The 16,527-nt window shown below is 64.9% G+C and carries 20 protein-coding genes; 13 read left to right on the top strand and 7 right to left on the bottom strand.

The annotated features are described in order from the left end of the window. Positions 1-37 precede the first annotated feature (37 nt). The gene (locus WHZ77_RS08475; protein ID WP_375314680.1) at positions 38-541 is read left to right on the top strand and encodes a thioesterase family protein; all 504 of its coding nucleotides are present in this window, start codon (positions 38-40) and stop codon (positions 539-541) included. A gap of 118 nt (positions 542-659) precedes the next feature. On the opposite strand, the gene WHZ77_RS08470 is transcribed toward WHZ77_RS08475, so the two are convergent. After that, positions 660-833, bottom strand: a complete 174-nt coding sequence (locus WHZ77_RS08470) for a DUF1328 domain-containing protein (protein ID WP_015684321.1) — start codon at positions 831-833, stop codon at positions 660-662. Between the two features lie 239 nt (positions 834-1,072). Here WHZ77_RS08470 and WHZ77_RS08465 point away from each other — a divergent pair, with 239 nt between their 5' ends. From WHZ77_RS08465 to WHZ77_RS08430, 8 genes are all read left to right on the top strand, one after another. Further along, positions 1,073-3,694, top strand: a complete 2,622-nt coding sequence (locus WHZ77_RS08465; RefSeq protein WP_375313263.1) for an ATP-dependent helicase — start codon at positions 1,073-1,075, stop codon at positions 3,692-3,694. Between the two features lie 7 nt (positions 3,695-3,701). Further along, the gene (locus tag WHZ77_RS08460) at positions 3,702-3,992 is read left to right on the top strand and encodes a type II toxin-antitoxin system HicB family antitoxin (protein ID WP_375313262.1); all 291 of its coding nucleotides are present in this window, start codon (positions 3,702-3,704) and stop codon (positions 3,990-3,992) included. 88 nt (positions 3,993-4,080) lie between these two features. After that, positions 4,081-4,497, top strand: coding sequence for a hypothetical protein (locus WHZ77_RS08455; protein ID WP_375313261.1), 417 nt, complete (start codon positions 4,081-4,083; stop codon positions 4,495-4,497). Next, positions 4,497-5,177: an OmpA family protein gene (locus WHZ77_RS08450; protein WP_375313260.1), complete on the top strand. Its 681-nt coding sequence runs from the start codon at positions 4,497-4,499 to the stop codon at positions 5,175-5,177. The genes WHZ77_RS08455 and WHZ77_RS08450 overlap by 1 nt, the downstream gene beginning before the upstream one ends. 167 nt (positions 5,178-5,344) lie before the next feature. Continuing rightward, on the top strand, positions 5,345-5,863 hold the full coding sequence (locus WHZ77_RS08445) for a DUF962 domain-containing protein (protein ID WP_375313259.1): 519 nt from the start codon (positions 5,345-5,347) through the stop codon (positions 5,861-5,863). Between the two features lie 29 nt (positions 5,864-5,892). Beyond that, complete coding sequence (locus tag WHZ77_RS08440) at positions 5,893-6,924, top strand: NAD-dependent epimerase/dehydratase family protein (protein WP_375313258.1); 1,032 nt, start codon at positions 5,893-5,895, stop codon at positions 6,922-6,924. Positions 6,925-6,955: 31 nt separating this feature from the next. After that, a complete protein-coding gene (locus WHZ77_RS08435; protein WP_375313257.1) occupies positions 6,956-7,582 on the top strand; it encodes a methyltransferase family protein in 627 nt (208 codons plus the stop codon). Between the two features lie 255 nt (positions 7,583-7,837). Next, positions 7,838-9,142, top strand: coding sequence for a PQQ-dependent sugar dehydrogenase (locus WHZ77_RS08430; protein ID WP_375313256.1), 1,305 nt, complete (start codon positions 7,838-7,840; stop codon positions 9,140-9,142). Between the two features lie 4 nt (positions 9,143-9,146). Here WHZ77_RS08430 and WHZ77_RS08425 read toward each other — a convergent pair whose 3' ends face one another. Beyond that, complete coding sequence (locus WHZ77_RS08425; RefSeq protein ID WP_375313255.1) at positions 9,147-9,971, bottom strand: aspartate dehydrogenase; 825 nt, start codon at positions 9,969-9,971, stop codon at positions 9,147-9,149. Positions 9,972-10,009: 38 nt separating this feature from the next. Further along, positions 10,010-10,927: a LysR substrate-binding domain-containing protein gene (locus tag WHZ77_RS08420; protein WP_375313254.1), complete on the bottom strand. Its 918-nt coding sequence runs from the start codon at positions 10,925-10,927 to the stop codon at positions 10,010-10,012. A 177-nt stretch (positions 10,928-11,104) separates the two neighbouring features. On the opposite strand from WHZ77_RS08420, the gene WHZ77_RS08415 reads away from it, so the two are divergent. The 4 genes from WHZ77_RS08415 (at position 11,105) to WHZ77_RS08400 (ending at position 13,577) form a co-directional block, all read left to right on the top strand. Continuing rightward, positions 11,105-12,178 (top strand): tartrate dehydrogenase, encoded by a 1,074-nt coding sequence (locus WHZ77_RS08415; RefSeq protein ID WP_375313253.1) that lies wholly within the window; start codon positions 11,105-11,107, stop codon positions 12,176-12,178. A 242-nt stretch (positions 12,179-12,420) separates the two neighbouring features. Further along, complete coding sequence (locus WHZ77_RS08410) at positions 12,421-12,876, top strand: Hsp20 family protein (RefSeq protein WP_375313252.1); 456 nt, start codon at positions 12,421-12,423, stop codon at positions 12,874-12,876. A 120-nt stretch (positions 12,877-12,996) separates the two neighbouring features. Beyond that, complete coding sequence (locus WHZ77_RS08405; RefSeq protein ID WP_375313251.1) at positions 12,997-13,314, top strand: hypothetical protein; 318 nt, start codon at positions 12,997-12,999, stop codon at positions 13,312-13,314. A gap of 26 nt (positions 13,315-13,340) precedes the next feature. Next, complete coding sequence (locus WHZ77_RS08400; protein WP_375313250.1) at positions 13,341-13,577, top strand: hypothetical protein; 237 nt, start codon at positions 13,341-13,343, stop codon at positions 13,575-13,577. A gap of 286 nt (positions 13,578-13,863) precedes the next feature. Here WHZ77_RS08400 and WHZ77_RS08395 read toward each other — a convergent pair whose 3' ends face one another. From WHZ77_RS08395 to WHZ77_RS08380, 4 genes are all read right to left on the bottom strand, one after another. Continuing rightward, positions 13,864-14,799 carry a LysM peptidoglycan-binding domain-containing protein gene (locus WHZ77_RS08395; RefSeq protein WP_375313249.1) on the bottom strand — a complete coding sequence of 312 codons (936 nt, stop codon included), beginning with the start codon at positions 14,797-14,799 and terminating at the stop codon, positions 13,864-13,866. A gap of 142 nt (positions 14,800-14,941) precedes the next feature. Next, positions 14,942-15,292 (bottom strand): hypothetical protein, encoded by a 351-nt coding sequence (locus tag WHZ77_RS08390; protein WP_375313248.1) that lies wholly within the window; start codon positions 15,290-15,292, stop codon positions 14,942-14,944. Positions 15,293-15,315: 23 nt separating this feature from the next. Then, positions 15,316-15,567 carry a hypothetical protein gene (locus WHZ77_RS08385; protein WP_375313247.1) on the bottom strand — a complete coding sequence of 84 codons (252 nt, stop codon included), beginning with the start codon at positions 15,565-15,567 and terminating at the stop codon, positions 15,316-15,318. A 60-nt stretch (positions 15,568-15,627) separates the two neighbouring features. Beyond that, the gene (locus WHZ77_RS08380; protein WP_375314679.1) at positions 15,628-16,485 is read right to left on the bottom strand and encodes a DUF3313 domain-containing protein; all 858 of its coding nucleotides are present in this window, start codon (positions 16,483-16,485) and stop codon (positions 15,628-15,630) included. Between the last annotated feature and the right edge of the window lie 42 nt (positions 16,486-16,527).

Raw genomic sequence — 16,527 nt, 5'->3', positions numbered from 1 at the left:
TCAAGTCAAGCGACCGGACGCATAGCTGGAAGGAAACCTGCCCGTGACTGCCACTGCTCCAACAGCCGAGCCATTCCGCGCCTCGATCATGCAGATCGAGCCGCAATGGATCGACTATAACGGCCATCTCAATATGGCCTATTACAACGTGATGTTCGACCGGGCGATCGACCAGATGTGGCTACAGCTCGGCATCGGGCCAGGCTACATGAAGGAGCGAGGCGGCTCGACCTTCACTGCCGAATGCCACGTGCGGTATTTGCGCGAGATCCATCTCGGCGATCCCGTGCAGGTTTCGGTCTGGCTGCTGGAGGCCGACGACAAGCGGCTGCACACATTCCAGGAGTTGCGGCACGCGACCGAGGGCTGGCTGTCGGCCACCTCGGAAAACATGTCGCTCCACATCGACATGGGCTCGCGCAAGGTGGCGCCATTTCCGCCCGATATCAGCGCGCGCATCCGGACCGTCGTCGCGGCCCACGGCGCTGTGCCGCGGCCCGAGGGCATCGGCCGAAACGTGGCGATGCCCTCGAAGCGGTAGCACTCCAACTCCTCATCCTGAGGAGCCTGCGAAGCGGGCGTCTCGAAGGATGTAAGGCCACACCGGGCCTTCATGGTTCGAGACGCGCTTCGCGCTCCTCACCATGAGGATAGCGTCGCTAGATCCTGCTGCGGCCGCGGGCCAGGCCGACCACGGCCGAGACCAGGAACAGGACGATCGCGATGAAGAAGATGATCTTGGCGATTTCGATCGACGCGCCGGCGATGCCGCCAAAGCCCAGAATACCGGCGATCAGCGCGATAACCAGAAACGTCACAACCCAGCTCAGCATGGCAGAACCTCTATTTCGATGACTGTCTGCGATCGGCGCGGCTGACGCACCTCACTTGCCCAACAATCTCCAGAACGGAACATTGGTTCCTGCCCGTTCCCGCCGGAAATTCGCCCGTCCCGGAGGAACAAAATCGCCGCGCCGCGCACGTGGAAAACCCCTCCCCGGCGCCCCATATAGGGATCAATCCCTGTTATGAAGGCTCCCTTCCGCCACCCCGCGGTGCCATCGTGGGGCCAATGATTCGCATGACCGAGCCAAGCAAGATCACCTCCGAGAGCGTCCCCGACCACCAGCCAGCGGCGGGCGGCATCGCCGCGCGTGCGCGCGCCTCGGTGGGCCCGAAATATCTGGCGGGGCTCAATCCCGAGCAGCGCGACGCCGTGGAGACGCTGGACGGCCCGGTCCTGGTGCTGGCCGGCGCCGGCACCGGCAAGACCCGCGTGCTGACCACGCGCATCGCCCATATCCTGAGCCAGGGCCGCGCCCGCCCCGCCGAAATCCTGTCGGTGACCTTCACCAACAAGGCCGCGCGCGAGATGAAGCACCGGCTCGGCCAGATGCTCGGCCACGCCGTCGAAGGCATGCCGTGGCTCGGCACCTTCCATTCCATCGGCGGCCGTATCCTGCGCACCCATGCCGAGCTGGCGCAGCTCAAGTCCAATTTCACCGTGCTCGACACCGACGACCAGGTGAGGCTGCTGAAGCAGCTCCTGCAGGCCGACAACATCGACGACAAGCGCTGGCCCGCGCGCATGCTGGCCGGCCTGATCGACGGCTGGAAGAACCGCGGCCTGACGCCGTCGCAGGTGCCCCCAGGCGAAGCCGCCGTGTTCGCCAATGGCAAGGGCGGCAAGCTCTATGCGAGCTACCAGGAGCGCTTGAAGATCTTGAACGCCGCCGATTTCGGCGACCTGCTGCTCGAAGACATCCGCATCTTCCGCGAGCACCCGGATATCCTCAGGCAGTACCAGCAGCGCTTCAAATACATCCTGGTCGACGAGTATCAGGACACGAACGTCGCGCAGTATCTGTGGCTGCGGCTGCTGTCGCAGGCGCCGACTTCTTTCACCTCTCCCCGCGTGCGGGGAGAGGTCGCATCGCAAGGCGATGCGGGTGAGGGAGACTCTCCGAGCACCGAGCTCGTGGAGACTCCCCCTCATCCCGACCTTCTCAGCGCGAGCGAAGCTCGTCGCGATCCCGCAAGCGGGGAGAAGGAGAAGAGCGCCCACATCAAGAACATCTGCTGCGTCGGCGACGACGACCAGTCGATCTATGGCTGGCGCGGCGCGGAGGTCGACAACATCCTGCGCTTCGACCACGATTTTCCCGGCGCCAAGGTGATCCGCCTCGAGCGCAACTACCGCTCGACCGGCCATATCCTCGCCGCCGCCTCGCATCTGATCGCGCACAACGAAGGCCGGCTCGGCAAGACGCTGCGCACCGAGGACCAGGACGGCGAGAAGGTCACGGTCACGGGCTCTTGGGATTCCGAAGAGGAAGCCCGCGGCATCGGCGAGGAGATCGAGCAGATCCAGCGTCAGGGCGAGAAGCTGAACGAGATCGCCATTCTCGTGCGCGCCTCCTACCAGATGCGCGAATTCGAAGACCGCTTCGTCACGCTCGGCCTGCCCTACCGCGTCATCGGCGGCCCGCGCTTCTACGAGCGCGCCGAAATCCGCGACGCGCTGGCTTATCTGCGCGTCATCAATTCACCCGCCGACGATCTCGCCTTCGAGCGCATCGTCAATGTGCCCAAGCGCGGCCTTGGCGACGCGACCGTGCAGATGCTGCACGACCACGCCCGCAAGCGGCGCATCCCGCTGTTCGAGGCGGCGCGCGCCGTGGTCGACACCGACGAATTGAAGCCGAAGGCGCGCGGAAGTCTGCGCGAGGTCGTCGCCCAGTTCGACCGCTGGCGCGCCCAGCGCGAGGTCACCGCGCATACGGACCTCGCCCAGATCGTGCTCGACGAGAGCGGCTATACCGAGATGTGGCAGAAGGACCGTTCGGCGGACGCCGCGGGCCGGCTGGAGAACCTCAAGGAGCTGGTGCGCTCGATGGAGGAGTTCGAGAACCTGCAGGGGTTTCTGGAGCACATCTCGCTGGTGATGGACCGCGACAGCGGCGCGGACGAAGACGCGGTGTCGCTGATGACGCTGCATTCGGCCAAGGGTCTCGAATTCGACAACGTGTTCCTGCCCGGCTGGGAGGAAGGCCTGTTTCCGAGCCAGCGCACCCTGGACGAACAGGGCCGCGCCGGCCTCGAGGAAGAGCGCCGGCTCGGCCATGTCGGCCTGACCCGCGCAAGGCGCCGCGCGAAAATCTATTTCGCGACCAACCGGCGCATCCATGGCACCTGGTCGACCACGATCCCGTCGCGCTTCCTCGACGAATTGCCGGCGGCCAATGTCGAGATCACGGAATCCAAGGGCGGCTCGGCCTGGGGTGGCACCGGCGGCTACGGCGCCTCGCGCTTCGACGACATGGAGGCGTTCGGCTCGACCTATTCGACCCCGGGCTGGCAGCGCGCACAAGCCAACCGCAACCGGGGTGGCGGCCGCACTGGCGGCGGCGGAAGTGGCGGCTTCGAGGAACAGACTTCGTCGTTCACATCCTCCTCGTCACCCGGCCCCGATTTCGGCAGCTTCTCCTCGCGCCGCCGCGGCCCGATGACGATCGAGGGCGAGCTGGTGGCCAAATCCACCGGAACGACCTCGGAATTCTCGCTCTCCGACCGCGTCTTCCACCAGAAGTTCGGCTACGGCCGCGTCACCAGGGTCGACGGCAACAAGCTCACCATCGCCTTCGACAAGGCCGGCGAGAAGAAGGTCGTGGACAGCTTCGTGCAGCGGGCGTGAGGCCTGCGTGGCTCAATACGTTGCCATCATCGAGGACGCCGGCCCGGACGAGGCCGTTGGCGTCTGGTTTCCCGACCTGCCCGGCTGCATTTCCGGCGGCGACGACGTCGACGAGGCCATGGAGAATGCGCCCGAGGCACTCGCGTTCTATGCACAGGAACTGGTCGAGGACGGCCGCCAGCTTCCCCCGCCGCGGACATTGGACGAGCTCAAGGCCGACCCTGCCGTGGCCGACGACCTGGCGAAACATAGGGTCGCCCTGATCGAATGGCCGCCCCTCACTGAGGTCACGGAGTGAGGACTGTTCGCCGCACTGGTCGAACTCTCGACAGTTCTGGTCCGAACGCCTCTTGACCATCGCGAACTTCCCCGTATCAGATGCGCCCATGGTCCGGGGCTCCATCACACTGATCTTGCTGACATTGGGGATGCCGTCGCTGAGCGCGGCGGAGACCATGAGCTTTGGCGATTCGATCGGACTGCTGGCGAAGAGTTGCGGTGCGGAAATCATCGCCAATTGCCGCGGCGTCAATCCGGATTCGACCCGCCTGAAGGAGTGCCTGTCTCGCAACCGGGACGTGCTGTCCCAGCAATGCCAGAGCGACTATCTCCGCGCCTTCGACGCCATCCAGAAGCGCGTCGCCGCCCGCGTCACGGTCGCGAACGCCTGCCAGCGCGAGATCGTCAAGGTCTGCAACGGTTCGACCAAGGAGACCAGCAAGTCGATCCCCTGCCTGATCTCGACCCCCAAGGGCATCAGCAACAACTGCCTGAAGGCCGTCGACGACGCGGGGTATCGGTGATGCGCGCGAACAGGCTGTTCACCGCCGGACCCGTCATCGCGCTCTGTATCGGTCTTGGCCTCGCACTGCTCGCGGGCGCGGCAGGCGCGCAAACCGCGGCGCCGACCCGCGACGACATCGTCGGTAAGCTGAACCATTTCGAAGAGGCCGCCGAGGTCGACCTTCCCGCGCTGAAGCAGCAGGTGATGGAGCGGGCCAAAGCGAGGATCAAGAACGACCCGGGTCCGGTGAACCGGCCGCTGATCGCGCCCGATCTGGCCAAGCTGCCGACCTTCAATGCTGCGATCCAGTTCGACCCCGACACGCCGATCATCCAGCCGGCCTCCTACCAGACCGTTGGCCGCATCGCGGACGCGCTGGTTAACTCCTCGCTGCTGCCCTACACGTTCCTGATCGTCGGCCACGTCGAATCCAATGCGAAGACGCGCGAGGCCAATGCGATCCTGAGCCAGCGCCGCGCCGATGCGATCCGTGACGTCCTGGTGAACACGTTCAAGATCTCGACCAAGCGGCTGCATCCGATCGGCCTCGGCGAGGAGCAGTTTCTCGACCGGGCCAAGCCGACCTCGGCCGTCAACAGCCAGTTGCAAATCGCAACCTATGCCAAGGTGCCGGAGGAGACACCTGCGCATCCGGCGGCGCCTGCGCCTGCGGCGAAAAAGCCCGCCAAGAAGCACTGAGCGAGCCCAGCTTGGGCTGACGGAACCCCTTGAAGTTCTTCCATATTGTGACCTGTCTCACAGCGCGAAAGCACGGTATTGCGCGACAATAGCGCCGGTTTGTGCACTGCCCGGTCCGGTGCTATAGCCTTTCTTCGTTGTCCCCGACCGCAATGCACGAGACCGAGATGGGTGGCTATTTTCAGCGCCAACTTGCTGTTTATGTTGAGTACCATCGCGATCCCCGGAACACGGCGATGCATGTGATCGGTATCCTCCTGCTCTTCACCGGCGCCGTGCTGCCGCTGACGCTCGTGCATGTCCCCGTCTTCGGGATCGAGGTCAGTCTGGCGGTGATCCTGGCGCTGCCGGTTCTCGTCTATTGGCTGCTGCTGGACACGGCGTTGGGGATCGGCATTCTGGCCGTCTCCGTCGTGCTGTTCTCGATCGCGACGACCATTTCGGCGCAGGCCAGCACCGCATTGATGTGGGCGATTTTCGCCGCGCTGGTCGGACTCGGCGTTGCCGCGCAGACCATCGGCCACAAGGTTTTTGAGGGGCGCGAAGCCTCATTATTCACATTTCCGTCGCATCTGTTGCTTGGGCCGATGTTTGTCATGGCGAAATTGTTCATTGCGCTGGGTTTCCGCCGTGACCTTGCCGCGATTCTGGCGCCTGTTCCGACCAATTCCCTTTCAACCCGATAAATTCTAGAAGCAAAACAGCAACCTTCTGCATGGCTCTCGTACTGGTTACCGGTGGCAGTGGTTTCATCGGACATCACCTCGTAGAAGCGCTCCGCGCCCGTGGGCAGCGGGTACGTGTGCTCGATGTCCGGCCCCCGGCCGCGGCGAATGCCGACGTTGAGCACGTTCATGGTTCGGTGCTGGATGGTGCCGCGGTGGATGCTGCGATCGCAGGCGTCGATCAGGTCTATCACCTCGCCGGCCTGCCGGGCATGTGGGTCGCCAACAAGCAGGACTTTCACGACGTCAATTGCCGCGGAACCGAGATCGTGCTCGCGGCTGCGATGAAGCGCGGCCTGTCGCGCTTCCTGCATTGCTCGACGGAATCGATCCTGTTCCCCTATTGCGACCTCAAGGGCGTTCCCGCCGAAGAGGCGCTGCAGCCCGCCGACGCGATGCCAGGCGCCTATACGCGCTCGAAGTCGCTCGCCGAGCATTACGCCGCGAAGGCCGCGGCCGCCGGCTTCCCGCTCGTGATCGGCACGCCGACCATGCCGATCGGCGCCGCCGACCACAATCTGACGCCGCCGACCGCGATGCTCTGGTACTTCCTCCAGAAGAAGGTGCAGCCGCATCTCAACTTCCTGGTCAACCTCGTCGATGTCCGCGACGTCGCGATGGGTCTCGTGCTGACGATGGAACGCGGCCGCATCGGCCAGCGCTATATCCTCGGCGGTGACTGCGTCCCGCTCGGCCGCATCCTGCGGATGATGTCGGCGATGAGCGGACGCCGGCAGTTTCCGATCGTGGTGCCCGGCAGGATCGCCGAGTTCTCCGCGATCATGCTCGAATACATCTCCGACAATTTCACGCACCGGCCGCCCAACGGCACCGCCGAGGGCGTGCGCATCGCGCTGGCCGCGAGCGATCTTTCGATCGACAAGGCCCGTAACGAGCTCGGCTATGCGCCGCGCCCGATCGAGCCCGTGCTGCGCGAAACCATCACCCATCTGCTCGCCCGCGGCGGCGAAGCCCCCTCCGGCGCCATCGAGCATCACGCGCTGTCCTCGCGCGCGAGCTGACCGCTCCGCCCAACGCAAAGAACATTTCGGCATGTCCTTCGATTTCAGCAAGCTTCTCTCCGTCGCCTGGGGCGGCTGGACTACGACCTGGCCGACCGAACTGCTGGCTCTGATCTGGCTCGCCTTTCTCGCCAGCTGGGTGGGCGCCTCGTTCTGGCAGGGCCGGACCAAGAAGCAGGTCATGACGCTGGAGTCGCAGCGCTATAGCCTGCCGATCCTGGTTGGCGGCATCCTGTACACCCCGTGGGTTGCGGAGCTCCTGGGCTGGAAGCCGCTCTGGGTGCTCGGCAACAGCGGCATCTATGTCGCCGCGGTGCTCTCGATCGCCGGCATCGCGTTCGCCTGGTGGGGCCGGCTGCATCTCGGAAAGTTCTGGTCCAACACCATCACCCACAAGGAAGACCACCGCGTCATCGACACCGGCCCCTACGGCATCGTGCGTCACCCGATCTACACTGGGTTGATCTTCGGCATGCTCGTCACCGGGATCGCGATCGGCATGGTCACGACGATCCTCGGCGCGATCCTGATCTCGCTCGGCATGTGGCAGAAGGGCCGGATGGAAGAGGTGTTCCTGTCCAAGGAGCTCGGCGAGGACGCCTACGGCGCCTATTGCCGCCGCGTGCCGATGATCATCCCGTTCCTGTCGCCGCGGTGACGCGGCGCACGCCCCTTCGTCCTGCCATGCAAATTCGGCGTGCCGCCATTGCGCGGGCCATAAACGGCCCGATGCGAGCCGGCGCCGGTTGACCTTTTTACCGCTACCCAGTTGGATGCGCCCGCAACGAGGCACGACGACACGTTGATCGTGGATCTGGAGAGGTCGACGATCAGGCCTGAGCCCGCGCGGGGCCATGGGCCAATCCGGACGATCCGTCGTTGGACTGTGCCGCACGTTCAACAGGGGATTTTCATGACCTTTTCCAGCATCTTTGCGCAGTTCGTCGCCTTCGTCGGCGGCATCGCGCTGCAATGGCGGAAGCTCTCGGGCACCGCGCCGGCGCCCGCATGGGGCCAGGCGCCCGCCATCCCCCAAGCGAAGCCGCAAGGCGCGCTGCCGACCTTGAAGATGCCGACGGCACGGGGCTGGAGCGAGGGACAGAAGCCGACCGCCGCAACCGGGCTCAAGGTCAATGCGTTCGCAACCGGCCTCGACCATCCGCGCTGGATCGAGGTGCTGCCCAATGGTGATGTGCTGATCGCCGAAGCGACGCAGATCGCTGGCGCGCCACGGTCCGTGTTTCATTACGCGATGCAGGCGACGATGCGGCGCGCCGCGGCGCTCGGCGTTTCCGCTAACCGCATCACGCTGCTGCGCGACAAGGACGGCGACGGCGTCGCCGAGCATCGCGGCGCCTTCATGGAAAATCTCAGCCAGCCGTTCGGTATGGCGCTGGTCGGCGATACCTTCTATGTAGGCAACACCGACGGCGTGATGGCCTTTCCCTATGTCGCCAATGCCGACCGCATCACCGCGCCGGGCAAGCGGCTCACCAATTTCAAGCCGAGCGGCCACTGGACGCGCAGCCTGCTCGCGAGCCCCGACGGCAAGAAGCTCTATGCCGGCGTCGGCTCGCTCAGCAACATTGCCGAGATGGGCATGGAGGTCGAGGAAGGCCGCGCCGCGGTCTACGAGCTCGACCTCGTCGCCGGCACGCATCGCATCTTCGGCGCCGGCCTGCGCAATCCCGTTGGATTGGCGTGGGAACCGAATACGAACGTGCTCTGGACCGTCGTCAACGAACGCGACGGCCTCGGCGACGAGACGCCGCCGGATTATCTGACCTCGGTGCGCGACGGCGGCTTCTATGGCTGGCCCTATTGCTACTGGGGCAAGACCGTCGACGACCGCGTGCCGCAGGATCCGGCGATGGTCGCAAGAGCCCTCACGCCGGACTACGCGCTCGGCGGCCATACCGCTTCGCTCGGCCTGTGCTGGATGCCGGCCGGCACCCTGCCCGGCTTCCCCGACGGCATGGTGATCGGCCAGCACGGCTCGTGGAATCGCAGCACGCTGTCCGGTTACAAGCTGGTGTTCATCCCGTTCGAGAACGGAAAGCCCTCCGGTCCCGGCCGCGACATCCTGTCGGGCTTCCTCGCGCCGGACGAGAAGGAATCCTACGGCCGCCCGGTCGGCGTCGTGATCGGCCCCGACAAGAAGTCCCTGCTGATGGCCGACGACGTCGGCAACGTGATCTGGCGCGTCACGGGCGCTTGAAAACCTACGTCCCCACACACAGCGTGGCGCGCTGCTTGCGGAGCAGCGCGATCACGGACAGCGCAGTGATGATCCCGGTCTTGGGATTTTCGGACGGGATGTTCTCGATGCCCATCGAGAACCGCGCCGAATCCGCTTCGACCTCGATGCGATGAACATTGCGCGTCACAGTGGGGTCCGCCCAAACCTGAATCTGGGTGCGATCGGGCCCGATGCCCGCCAGCGACAGCGCAACCGCGACATTGACGTTGGCCGGAAAGCCCTTCGCCGCTTCGCGCGCGCTGCCCTCGAACAGTTTCAGAGGCTCGCGCAGATTGTCGATGTCGATCTTGTTCTCGACGATAAACGGAGCGCCCTTCAGGCCGTCGATCGGCTTGCGCGTGACCATCTTCACGGATTGGATGGTGCCGACCGCGGCGGCGTTGACGGCATCGAGCCCGATCAGCGCACCGGTCGGCACGATGATGCGGCCGCCATTGGCGCGGGCGAGATCGACGAGATCGAAATTGTCGAGCAGTCCGCCGACGCTGACGACGACCGCGGCCCTGCCGCGTTTCACTGCCGGCTCGACGATCGCGCGGAGCTGACTGCTCGGCGCGCACTCGACCACGATGTCGGCGGCATCGCCGAGCTTGTCGATCGGCATGATCTGCGGCGGGCGGCGCAGGCTCTTGAGGAAAATCTCATGCTTTGCGGGATCGCGTACGGCGACAGCCGACAGCGTCAGCCCTTCGATGCCCTGATCGAGCGCGGTCGCGATCTTGGTGCCGATCGAGCCCAGTCCAGCAATGGCCACCCGCAATTCGCTCGAAGCTTTCTGATCCGTCATCACCTTCCACCTTCTGTCCAGGCCAATGTCATAGCTGCTCAGGCCTCGCGCGCATAGCTGCGCAGGCGCGCTTCGAGCACGGCCAGCATCGCGTCGCGGGCCGGATCGCGCGAGCCGCGCAGCCAGGCCGCCGCGAGCGGCAGCCGCCCGACGGGACCGCTTTGCTTCGGCCGGAGCGGCACGAAGCGCACGCCAGACACCGCCATCCGGGTCGTCCAGCGCGGCACGATCGCGACGCCGAGCTTCGTGGCCACCAGGTGAATGATGGTCTGCTTCTCGTCGGCGACCTGCACGATGCGCGGCGTGAGGCCGGCCTGTTCGAACAATTTGATGGTGAGGTCGTGGCTGTGCGGCCGCGAGCGGCGATCCGGCACCAGCATCGCCTCCTCGGCGATCTCCGTCAGCGTGACCGACTTGCGTCCGGCGAGCGCGTGCCGCTGCGGGAACGCCACGATCGCCGTTTCCTGCAGCAGATCGCGGAATTCGAGCCGCTTGTCGGCATTGTCGGGCGGGCGGACGAAGGCGAGATCGAGCGCGCCGGTCAGGATCTTCGGCAGCAGCCGGACCGTTTTGTCCTCGAGGAGCTGCACTGCGATCTCCGGATGCTTGTCGCGGAAATCGCGCAGCAATGGCGGCAACAGCCCGGCTGCGGCGCTGTCGATGGCGCCGATCCGCAGCCGCCGCGCGGTGCCTGCGCGCGAGCGGTTACGCAGATTGCTCTCGACGGCCTCGACCCTGGCGAGGATAGCGCGTGCGTCGCGCAGCAGCGTCGTGCCGTCTTCCGTGAGCGACACCACCCGCGTCGTCCGCGCGAACAGCCGCGTGCCCAGATCTTCCTCGAGCAGTCTGATCTGGCGCCCGAGTGCGGAGGGCAGCATCTTGAGCTGTTGCGCCGCATGGCCGAAATGCAGCTGCTCGGCCGCCGCCACGAAGCATCGCAACTGATGCAATTCCATCCGATATCCTCTGACCTCGCCCCGAAGGATTATATCATTTTTTTGTATAAACCAGCGCCAATTGAGTCCACCTCGCAACCCCGCCTAAGCTCGCTGCCACACAACCCTGCTATTGTCGCGCGCGCAGGCCGCGCCGGTTCGAACCCGTCCCGCAACTGACATCTCACGGAGCGTTTCATGCGCACCCATTCGATCGCAGCGATTCCCGCCGACGGCATCGGCCCCGAGGTCATCTCCGCCGGTGTCCGCGTGCTTGAGGCGCTGGCCAAACGCAGCGGCGACCTCGCCTTCACCATCAAGACGTTCGACTGGGGCTCGGACTATTACAAGCAGCACGGCGTGATGATGCCGGCGGACGGCCTCACCGAGCTGAAGAAATTCGACGCGATCTATTTCGGCGCAGTCGGCGCGCCCGACGTGCCCGATCACATCACGCTGTGGGGCCTGCGCCTACCGATCTGCCAGGGCTTTGACCAATACGCCAATGTGCGGCCAACCAAGATTCTTCCAGGCGTCGCCTCGCCTTTGCGCAATGTCGGCGTCGGTGACCTCGACTGGGTGATCGTGCGCGAGAACTCGGAAGGCGAATACGCCGGCATGGGCGGCCGGGCGCACAGGGGCCTCCCCGAGGAAGTCGGCACCGAGGTCGCGGTGTTCACCCGCGTCGGCGTGACGCGAATCATGCGCTATGCGTTCAAGCTCGCGCAATCGCGTCCGCGCAAGTTTTTGACCGTGGTGACCAAGTCGAACGCGCAGCGCCATGGCATGGTGATGTGGGACGAGATCGCTGCCGAAGTCGCGGCCGAATTTCCCGACGTGACCTGGGACAAGATGCTGGTCGATGCCATGACGGTGCGCATGACGCTGCATCCGAAGAGCCTCGACACCATCGTCGCGACCAACCTCCACGCTGACATCCTCTCGGATCTCGCCGGCGCTCTTGCGGGCAGCCTCGGCGTCGCGCCGACAGGCAACATCGATCCAGAACGCCGCTTCCCCTCGATGTTCGAGCCGATCCACGGCTCGGCCTTCGACATCACCGGCAAGGGCATCGCCAACCCGGTTGCGACGTTCTGGACCGGCGCGCAGATGCTCGAACATCTCGGCGAGAAGGAGGCGGCGGGCCGCCTGATGGCGGCGGTCGAACGCGTCTGCGCGGCCGGCGTGCTGACGCCCGATGTCGGCGGCAAGGCGACGACGAAGGAAGTGACGGACGCCGTGATCGAGGCGATCCACGGCTCGAATGTTTAGGGGCTGAATAGTATCTGCACCGCGATCGCGAGCGGTCAGCGATCTTTCGCCTGTTTCCCGAGAGGCGGGGTTCGAAAAATTTTTAGACCCCCCCTCTTGAAACCAAAACGGTGTTTTTTTATTTTTTGCGTTGCCGCCGAGAGGTGGCGTTCCCGGCGCCTGACGGGTCGGGAAAGACTGAGACGGGCACCGGTCGTGTCCGGTGCCGCTCGTATCCATTTTGCTCCTTGGAGGATCTGGCTATGCGCACTTACGACTTCTCTCCCCTTTGGCGTTCGACCATTGGTTTCGACCGCCTCTTCGACCTCGTGGAGACGGCACAGCGTGCCGGCGAGGACAACTATCCCCCCTACAACATCGAACGCGTCAGCGAGGATCGCTACCAGATTTCGCTCGCGATCGCGGGCTTTTCACCCGACGAGGTCTCGGTCACGGCCGAGCAGAACGCGGTGATCGTCGAGGGCAACAAGGCGGACAAGGCCGAACGCGAATATCTGTACCGGGGCATTTCCGCGCGGCCCTTCAAGCGGCAATTCAACCTTGCCGACTATGTTCAGGTGCAGAGTGCCGCGTTCGAGAACGGCCTGCTCAGGATCGAGCTGATCCGGGAAATTCCAGAAGCCATGAAGCCGCGGCGAATTGCCATCAAGGGTGCGCCGTCCGGCACCGTGCACCAACTCGAAGGCAAGGCCGCCTGAATTTCTTTCGTCGGAAGCGTGGTGGTCCCACCCGCTCGTCGGGTGGGATCGACCACGGCCTTCGATCGCACCCCCGAATGCAAATCAGAGGTTTTATCGAAAGGAGAAGGAGGACCTCTCATGATCGATCATGCTGACAACATCATCGACCTGAAAGCGATCTTGCACCCCGGCTCTGTCTACGATCATCCGCGCGACGTCGTCGCGGATCCGGTTTTGTCGACCGGTGAGAAGCGGGCGATCCTGGCATCCTGGGCCTCGGACGCAGCCAGCGTCGCGTCAAACCCGGCGCTAAGAGAACTCCCCGGCTCGGACAGAGCCGTCACCATCGACGAGATTCTCGAAGCGCTCGCGGCGCTCGATCACCATCCGAAGGGGCCTCCGGGTGGCAAACCGGTCCGCACGAAATCCGTCTCGCGAACCGGCCTCGCAGCCTAGCCAACACGCGCTCCGGGATCACGACGATGATTGATGACGAACTGGCCTTGTTGCGCGCGCACCGCAACAACATCAGCCGATACCAGCGTTTGCTCAAGACCGAGCTGACCGAATTCGAGCGGCGCTTCATTGAGCGGCGTCTGTCGGAAGAGCGCTCCGCGATCGAGAGGCTTTCAGCCTCCGCCTTCCCGCTCGCCTTCAAAATTCCAAGCGAGGCGATCGATAACGCAACCACGCTCCTGACAGCGAGCAGCCATGGCTGACTGAGATGTCCGAGATCTTTCCGACATTCGAAATGTTCCTGAAAAGGTGCGGCCGAAGGACATGGCGATGGCGTGTTTGCACGACGGAAGGACGCCTCGTCATGCACGGGGCGGAAACTGGCCGCCCGGCTGCAAGATATGCCGCTGAGAGGGCATTGTTCATGATGCTTCTCGCTGCGCCCCATCGACCGGCGGGCCGGGGTTCTCCCCTGGTTCGCTCCACCTCGGCGACATCTGCATCGAGACGGCTGCCGCGGCACCCATAAGAACAAGAACGGGAGCTGTCCTAGCGCCGGCCCGGCGCGGGCGCCGCCATCGCGGCCACCGGTTCGGGCGGCGTCAGATGGCGCGGGACGATGATGGTTTGGCCGGGGGTAAGCGGCGCGTTCTCCGCCAGTGAATTGCTCTGGGCGAGCGTCCACAGCGGCACGCGATTGGCGGCTGCGATGCTCGCCATGGTGTCGCCGGCGCGCACGGGGAGCCGCACGCCGCTGTCCCACAGCTCGACCAGCGTGTTCCCGGGCACGAGGTAGCGCAGCGGCACCGCATCGGCCTGGGACTGGACGGGGATGCGCGGCAACTGCGTCACCATGTCGACGATCTGGCGATGGATGTCGTCCGACTTCTCGATGTTGATGTGCGAGACGCGGCTGTTCTCCTTGAGGTCGTAGCTCGCGTAGTGGCCGCGAAAGCCGGGCACGGCCACGACGTCGCCGCCACCGAGCACGCTGTCGGACAGGAAGATGTTGATGAAGCGCTCGACGTTGAGCGGTACGTCGCCGGTTGCATGCGCGGGATCGATGGCGATGACGAGGCTGATCGGGATGTTCTCCTTGGCCGCCATCTCGGAGATGACGATCGAGCACAGACCGCCCATGGAATGGCCGATCAGCACGATCGGCGCCGGGCTCTCCTTGTAGCTGGCGATGGCACGATCGCCGATCCATCGGCAGATGGTGAATTCGTAGACGTTGGCCGAGAAGCCCGCCTGCGTCAGCTTTTCTTCGAGCCGGTCCATGCCGGTCGAGAAGATCGGCCCCATGGCGCCGCGGAACAGGTAGATCTTCGGCGGCGGCAGAGGCTCGATCGGAGCGGGAGGTGGCGGCGCGGCGGTCGCCACCGCTGCGCGCTTCGACTTGGCGGGTGAGGCAGCGGCCAGGCCGGTGCCCAGGGCGAGCAGCGCAACTGCTGCCAGCACGACAATTCGCCTTGGATCAAGCATCAGTCCAGCAGTCCCACCACGGGAGGCAGAGGCCTCCCCCGGCGCTTAGTGACCACCGATTGGGTGGAATTTGGGGCACGGAACCCGGTTCGTGAGACCCGTTGGCCAGAGGATTGATCCTGGTCACGCCGGAATCGCGGCATCAGTTGAAAGGAACCCATGGTTCGGCTTCGCAGGCCTCGGAAATCACCGAACTCTGGATTCCCTTATAGCTGTCATCGTCGAAAAAGACCGAATAGGCGGCGCGTCCGCCCGCTGATGGACCGCGCTGCCTCAGGCAGACGAAATACGATCCCGGTCCGTGGTCGGAATGGCGGACGGCGGATGTCTCCAGCCCCCCGGTCAGCTTGATTTCGGCGGCTGCTTTCGTGACGCCTTCTTTCACCGCCTTGGCGCTGGGCGGCCGTGGAGGATGATAGACGGGCGGAAGATTTGCGCTCGACGCGCAGCCCGCCAGCAAGAGCGCCAAGGCTGCGGACAAGGCGGCAGACAAGGCCGCCGTGCTCGATGAGTACCTCATCCTTGGGTCAGAAAGAGATAGAGGCAGCCTGCGACCGTGGGCAGAAACGCAACCATGGCCGTCATCCAGAAACCAGGTTCGAGCAGCGCCTCTTGGTCATCCGTCTCGCCGGCGACCCGCCGATCCGAATTTGCCCGGCTCCACGCCTCATCGGCAGCGAACAGGGGAACGGTTGCCGCGTTCGCACGCGCCACGTTTTGGCGCAGAGGGCGAGTTGTTCCTTGGGTCTGCGTTCGTTGGGTCAGCATGTTCTTGACTCTGGTCGGCTGCGAAATTGTCGGGATCGGACGCAACGAACACGTCCGGGATCATTGCGTGAGCGACTGCTCTGAATTCGGCTGGGGCGCCGGGGACGGGTTGTCGGTCGAACTCTCCTTGGCGCCCGAATCCGTCCAGGCCGGCGGCAAGCCGAGCCCCTGCCCCGCGAAACCGGTGATGCCCGGAAACCGTCCGAACGCTTCGCAGGCGACATATTTGGGCGCACCGCCGAACCGCACGGGAATGCTGTCCATCGGAGGCAGCGCAGGAACGCCGCCGAACGGAGATTCTCCAGTGGTGACCAGCTTGGCGAAGTCGGCGCCGAAATCGGCCGCGAGATCGTACGCATCGCCCTCGTTGGCAACCCGCGGAGAATTCGTGATGGAGGTGGCGTTGCGCGCCCAGACCATCGCCGCCTTCTGAAATCCGGCGAAGTCGCGCGCTTCCGCCTCGACCGACAGACCGCCGAGCCCGACCGGAAGCCGCGGCACCGGCACAGGCACGCCAGGAAGCGCGACAGTCTTGGCGATCGACAGCGCTTTCGATGCGCCGGAGGCGGTCGGGCTGGTCGGCGTGGCATGCGTCACCGTCGCCTGCACGGTGAGGTCGGCATCGTCATCGGCGGCAACGATGCGAAAGCGTTCGCTCAGGCGCAGACACAGTTCGCGGCTGATGGCGTTCGCAACCAGGCGGCGCTCCTTTTCGTTCAACGCAACGTCGGTGCGTGCGGGAAAGACGGTCGATGCGATCCGGATCGTCTTCGCCGCCAGCACGTCCTTCTTGTTCACGCGGATCTGCGATCGCGTCACCAGCCCGTTCGCGTCCGACATCCGGTCGTAGCTCCGAAGCGAGCCGGCGCGTTCGAGCGGCGCGGCCGCGCAGCCACCGAGAGCCAGCGCGACACTCATCAGGGCCGTCCGTGGAAAGCGCATGGTCCCATTCCCGCATCG

Origin of the sequence: Bradyrhizobium sp. A5 (assembly GCF_042076515.1) — a bacterium.
Lineage (GTDB): Bacteria > Pseudomonadota > Alphaproteobacteria > Rhizobiales > Xanthobacteraceae > Bradyrhizobium > Bradyrhizobium cosmicum.
Note: the sequence above shows the minus strand (reverse complement) of the source record. Positions and strands in the feature narration are given on the sequence as shown.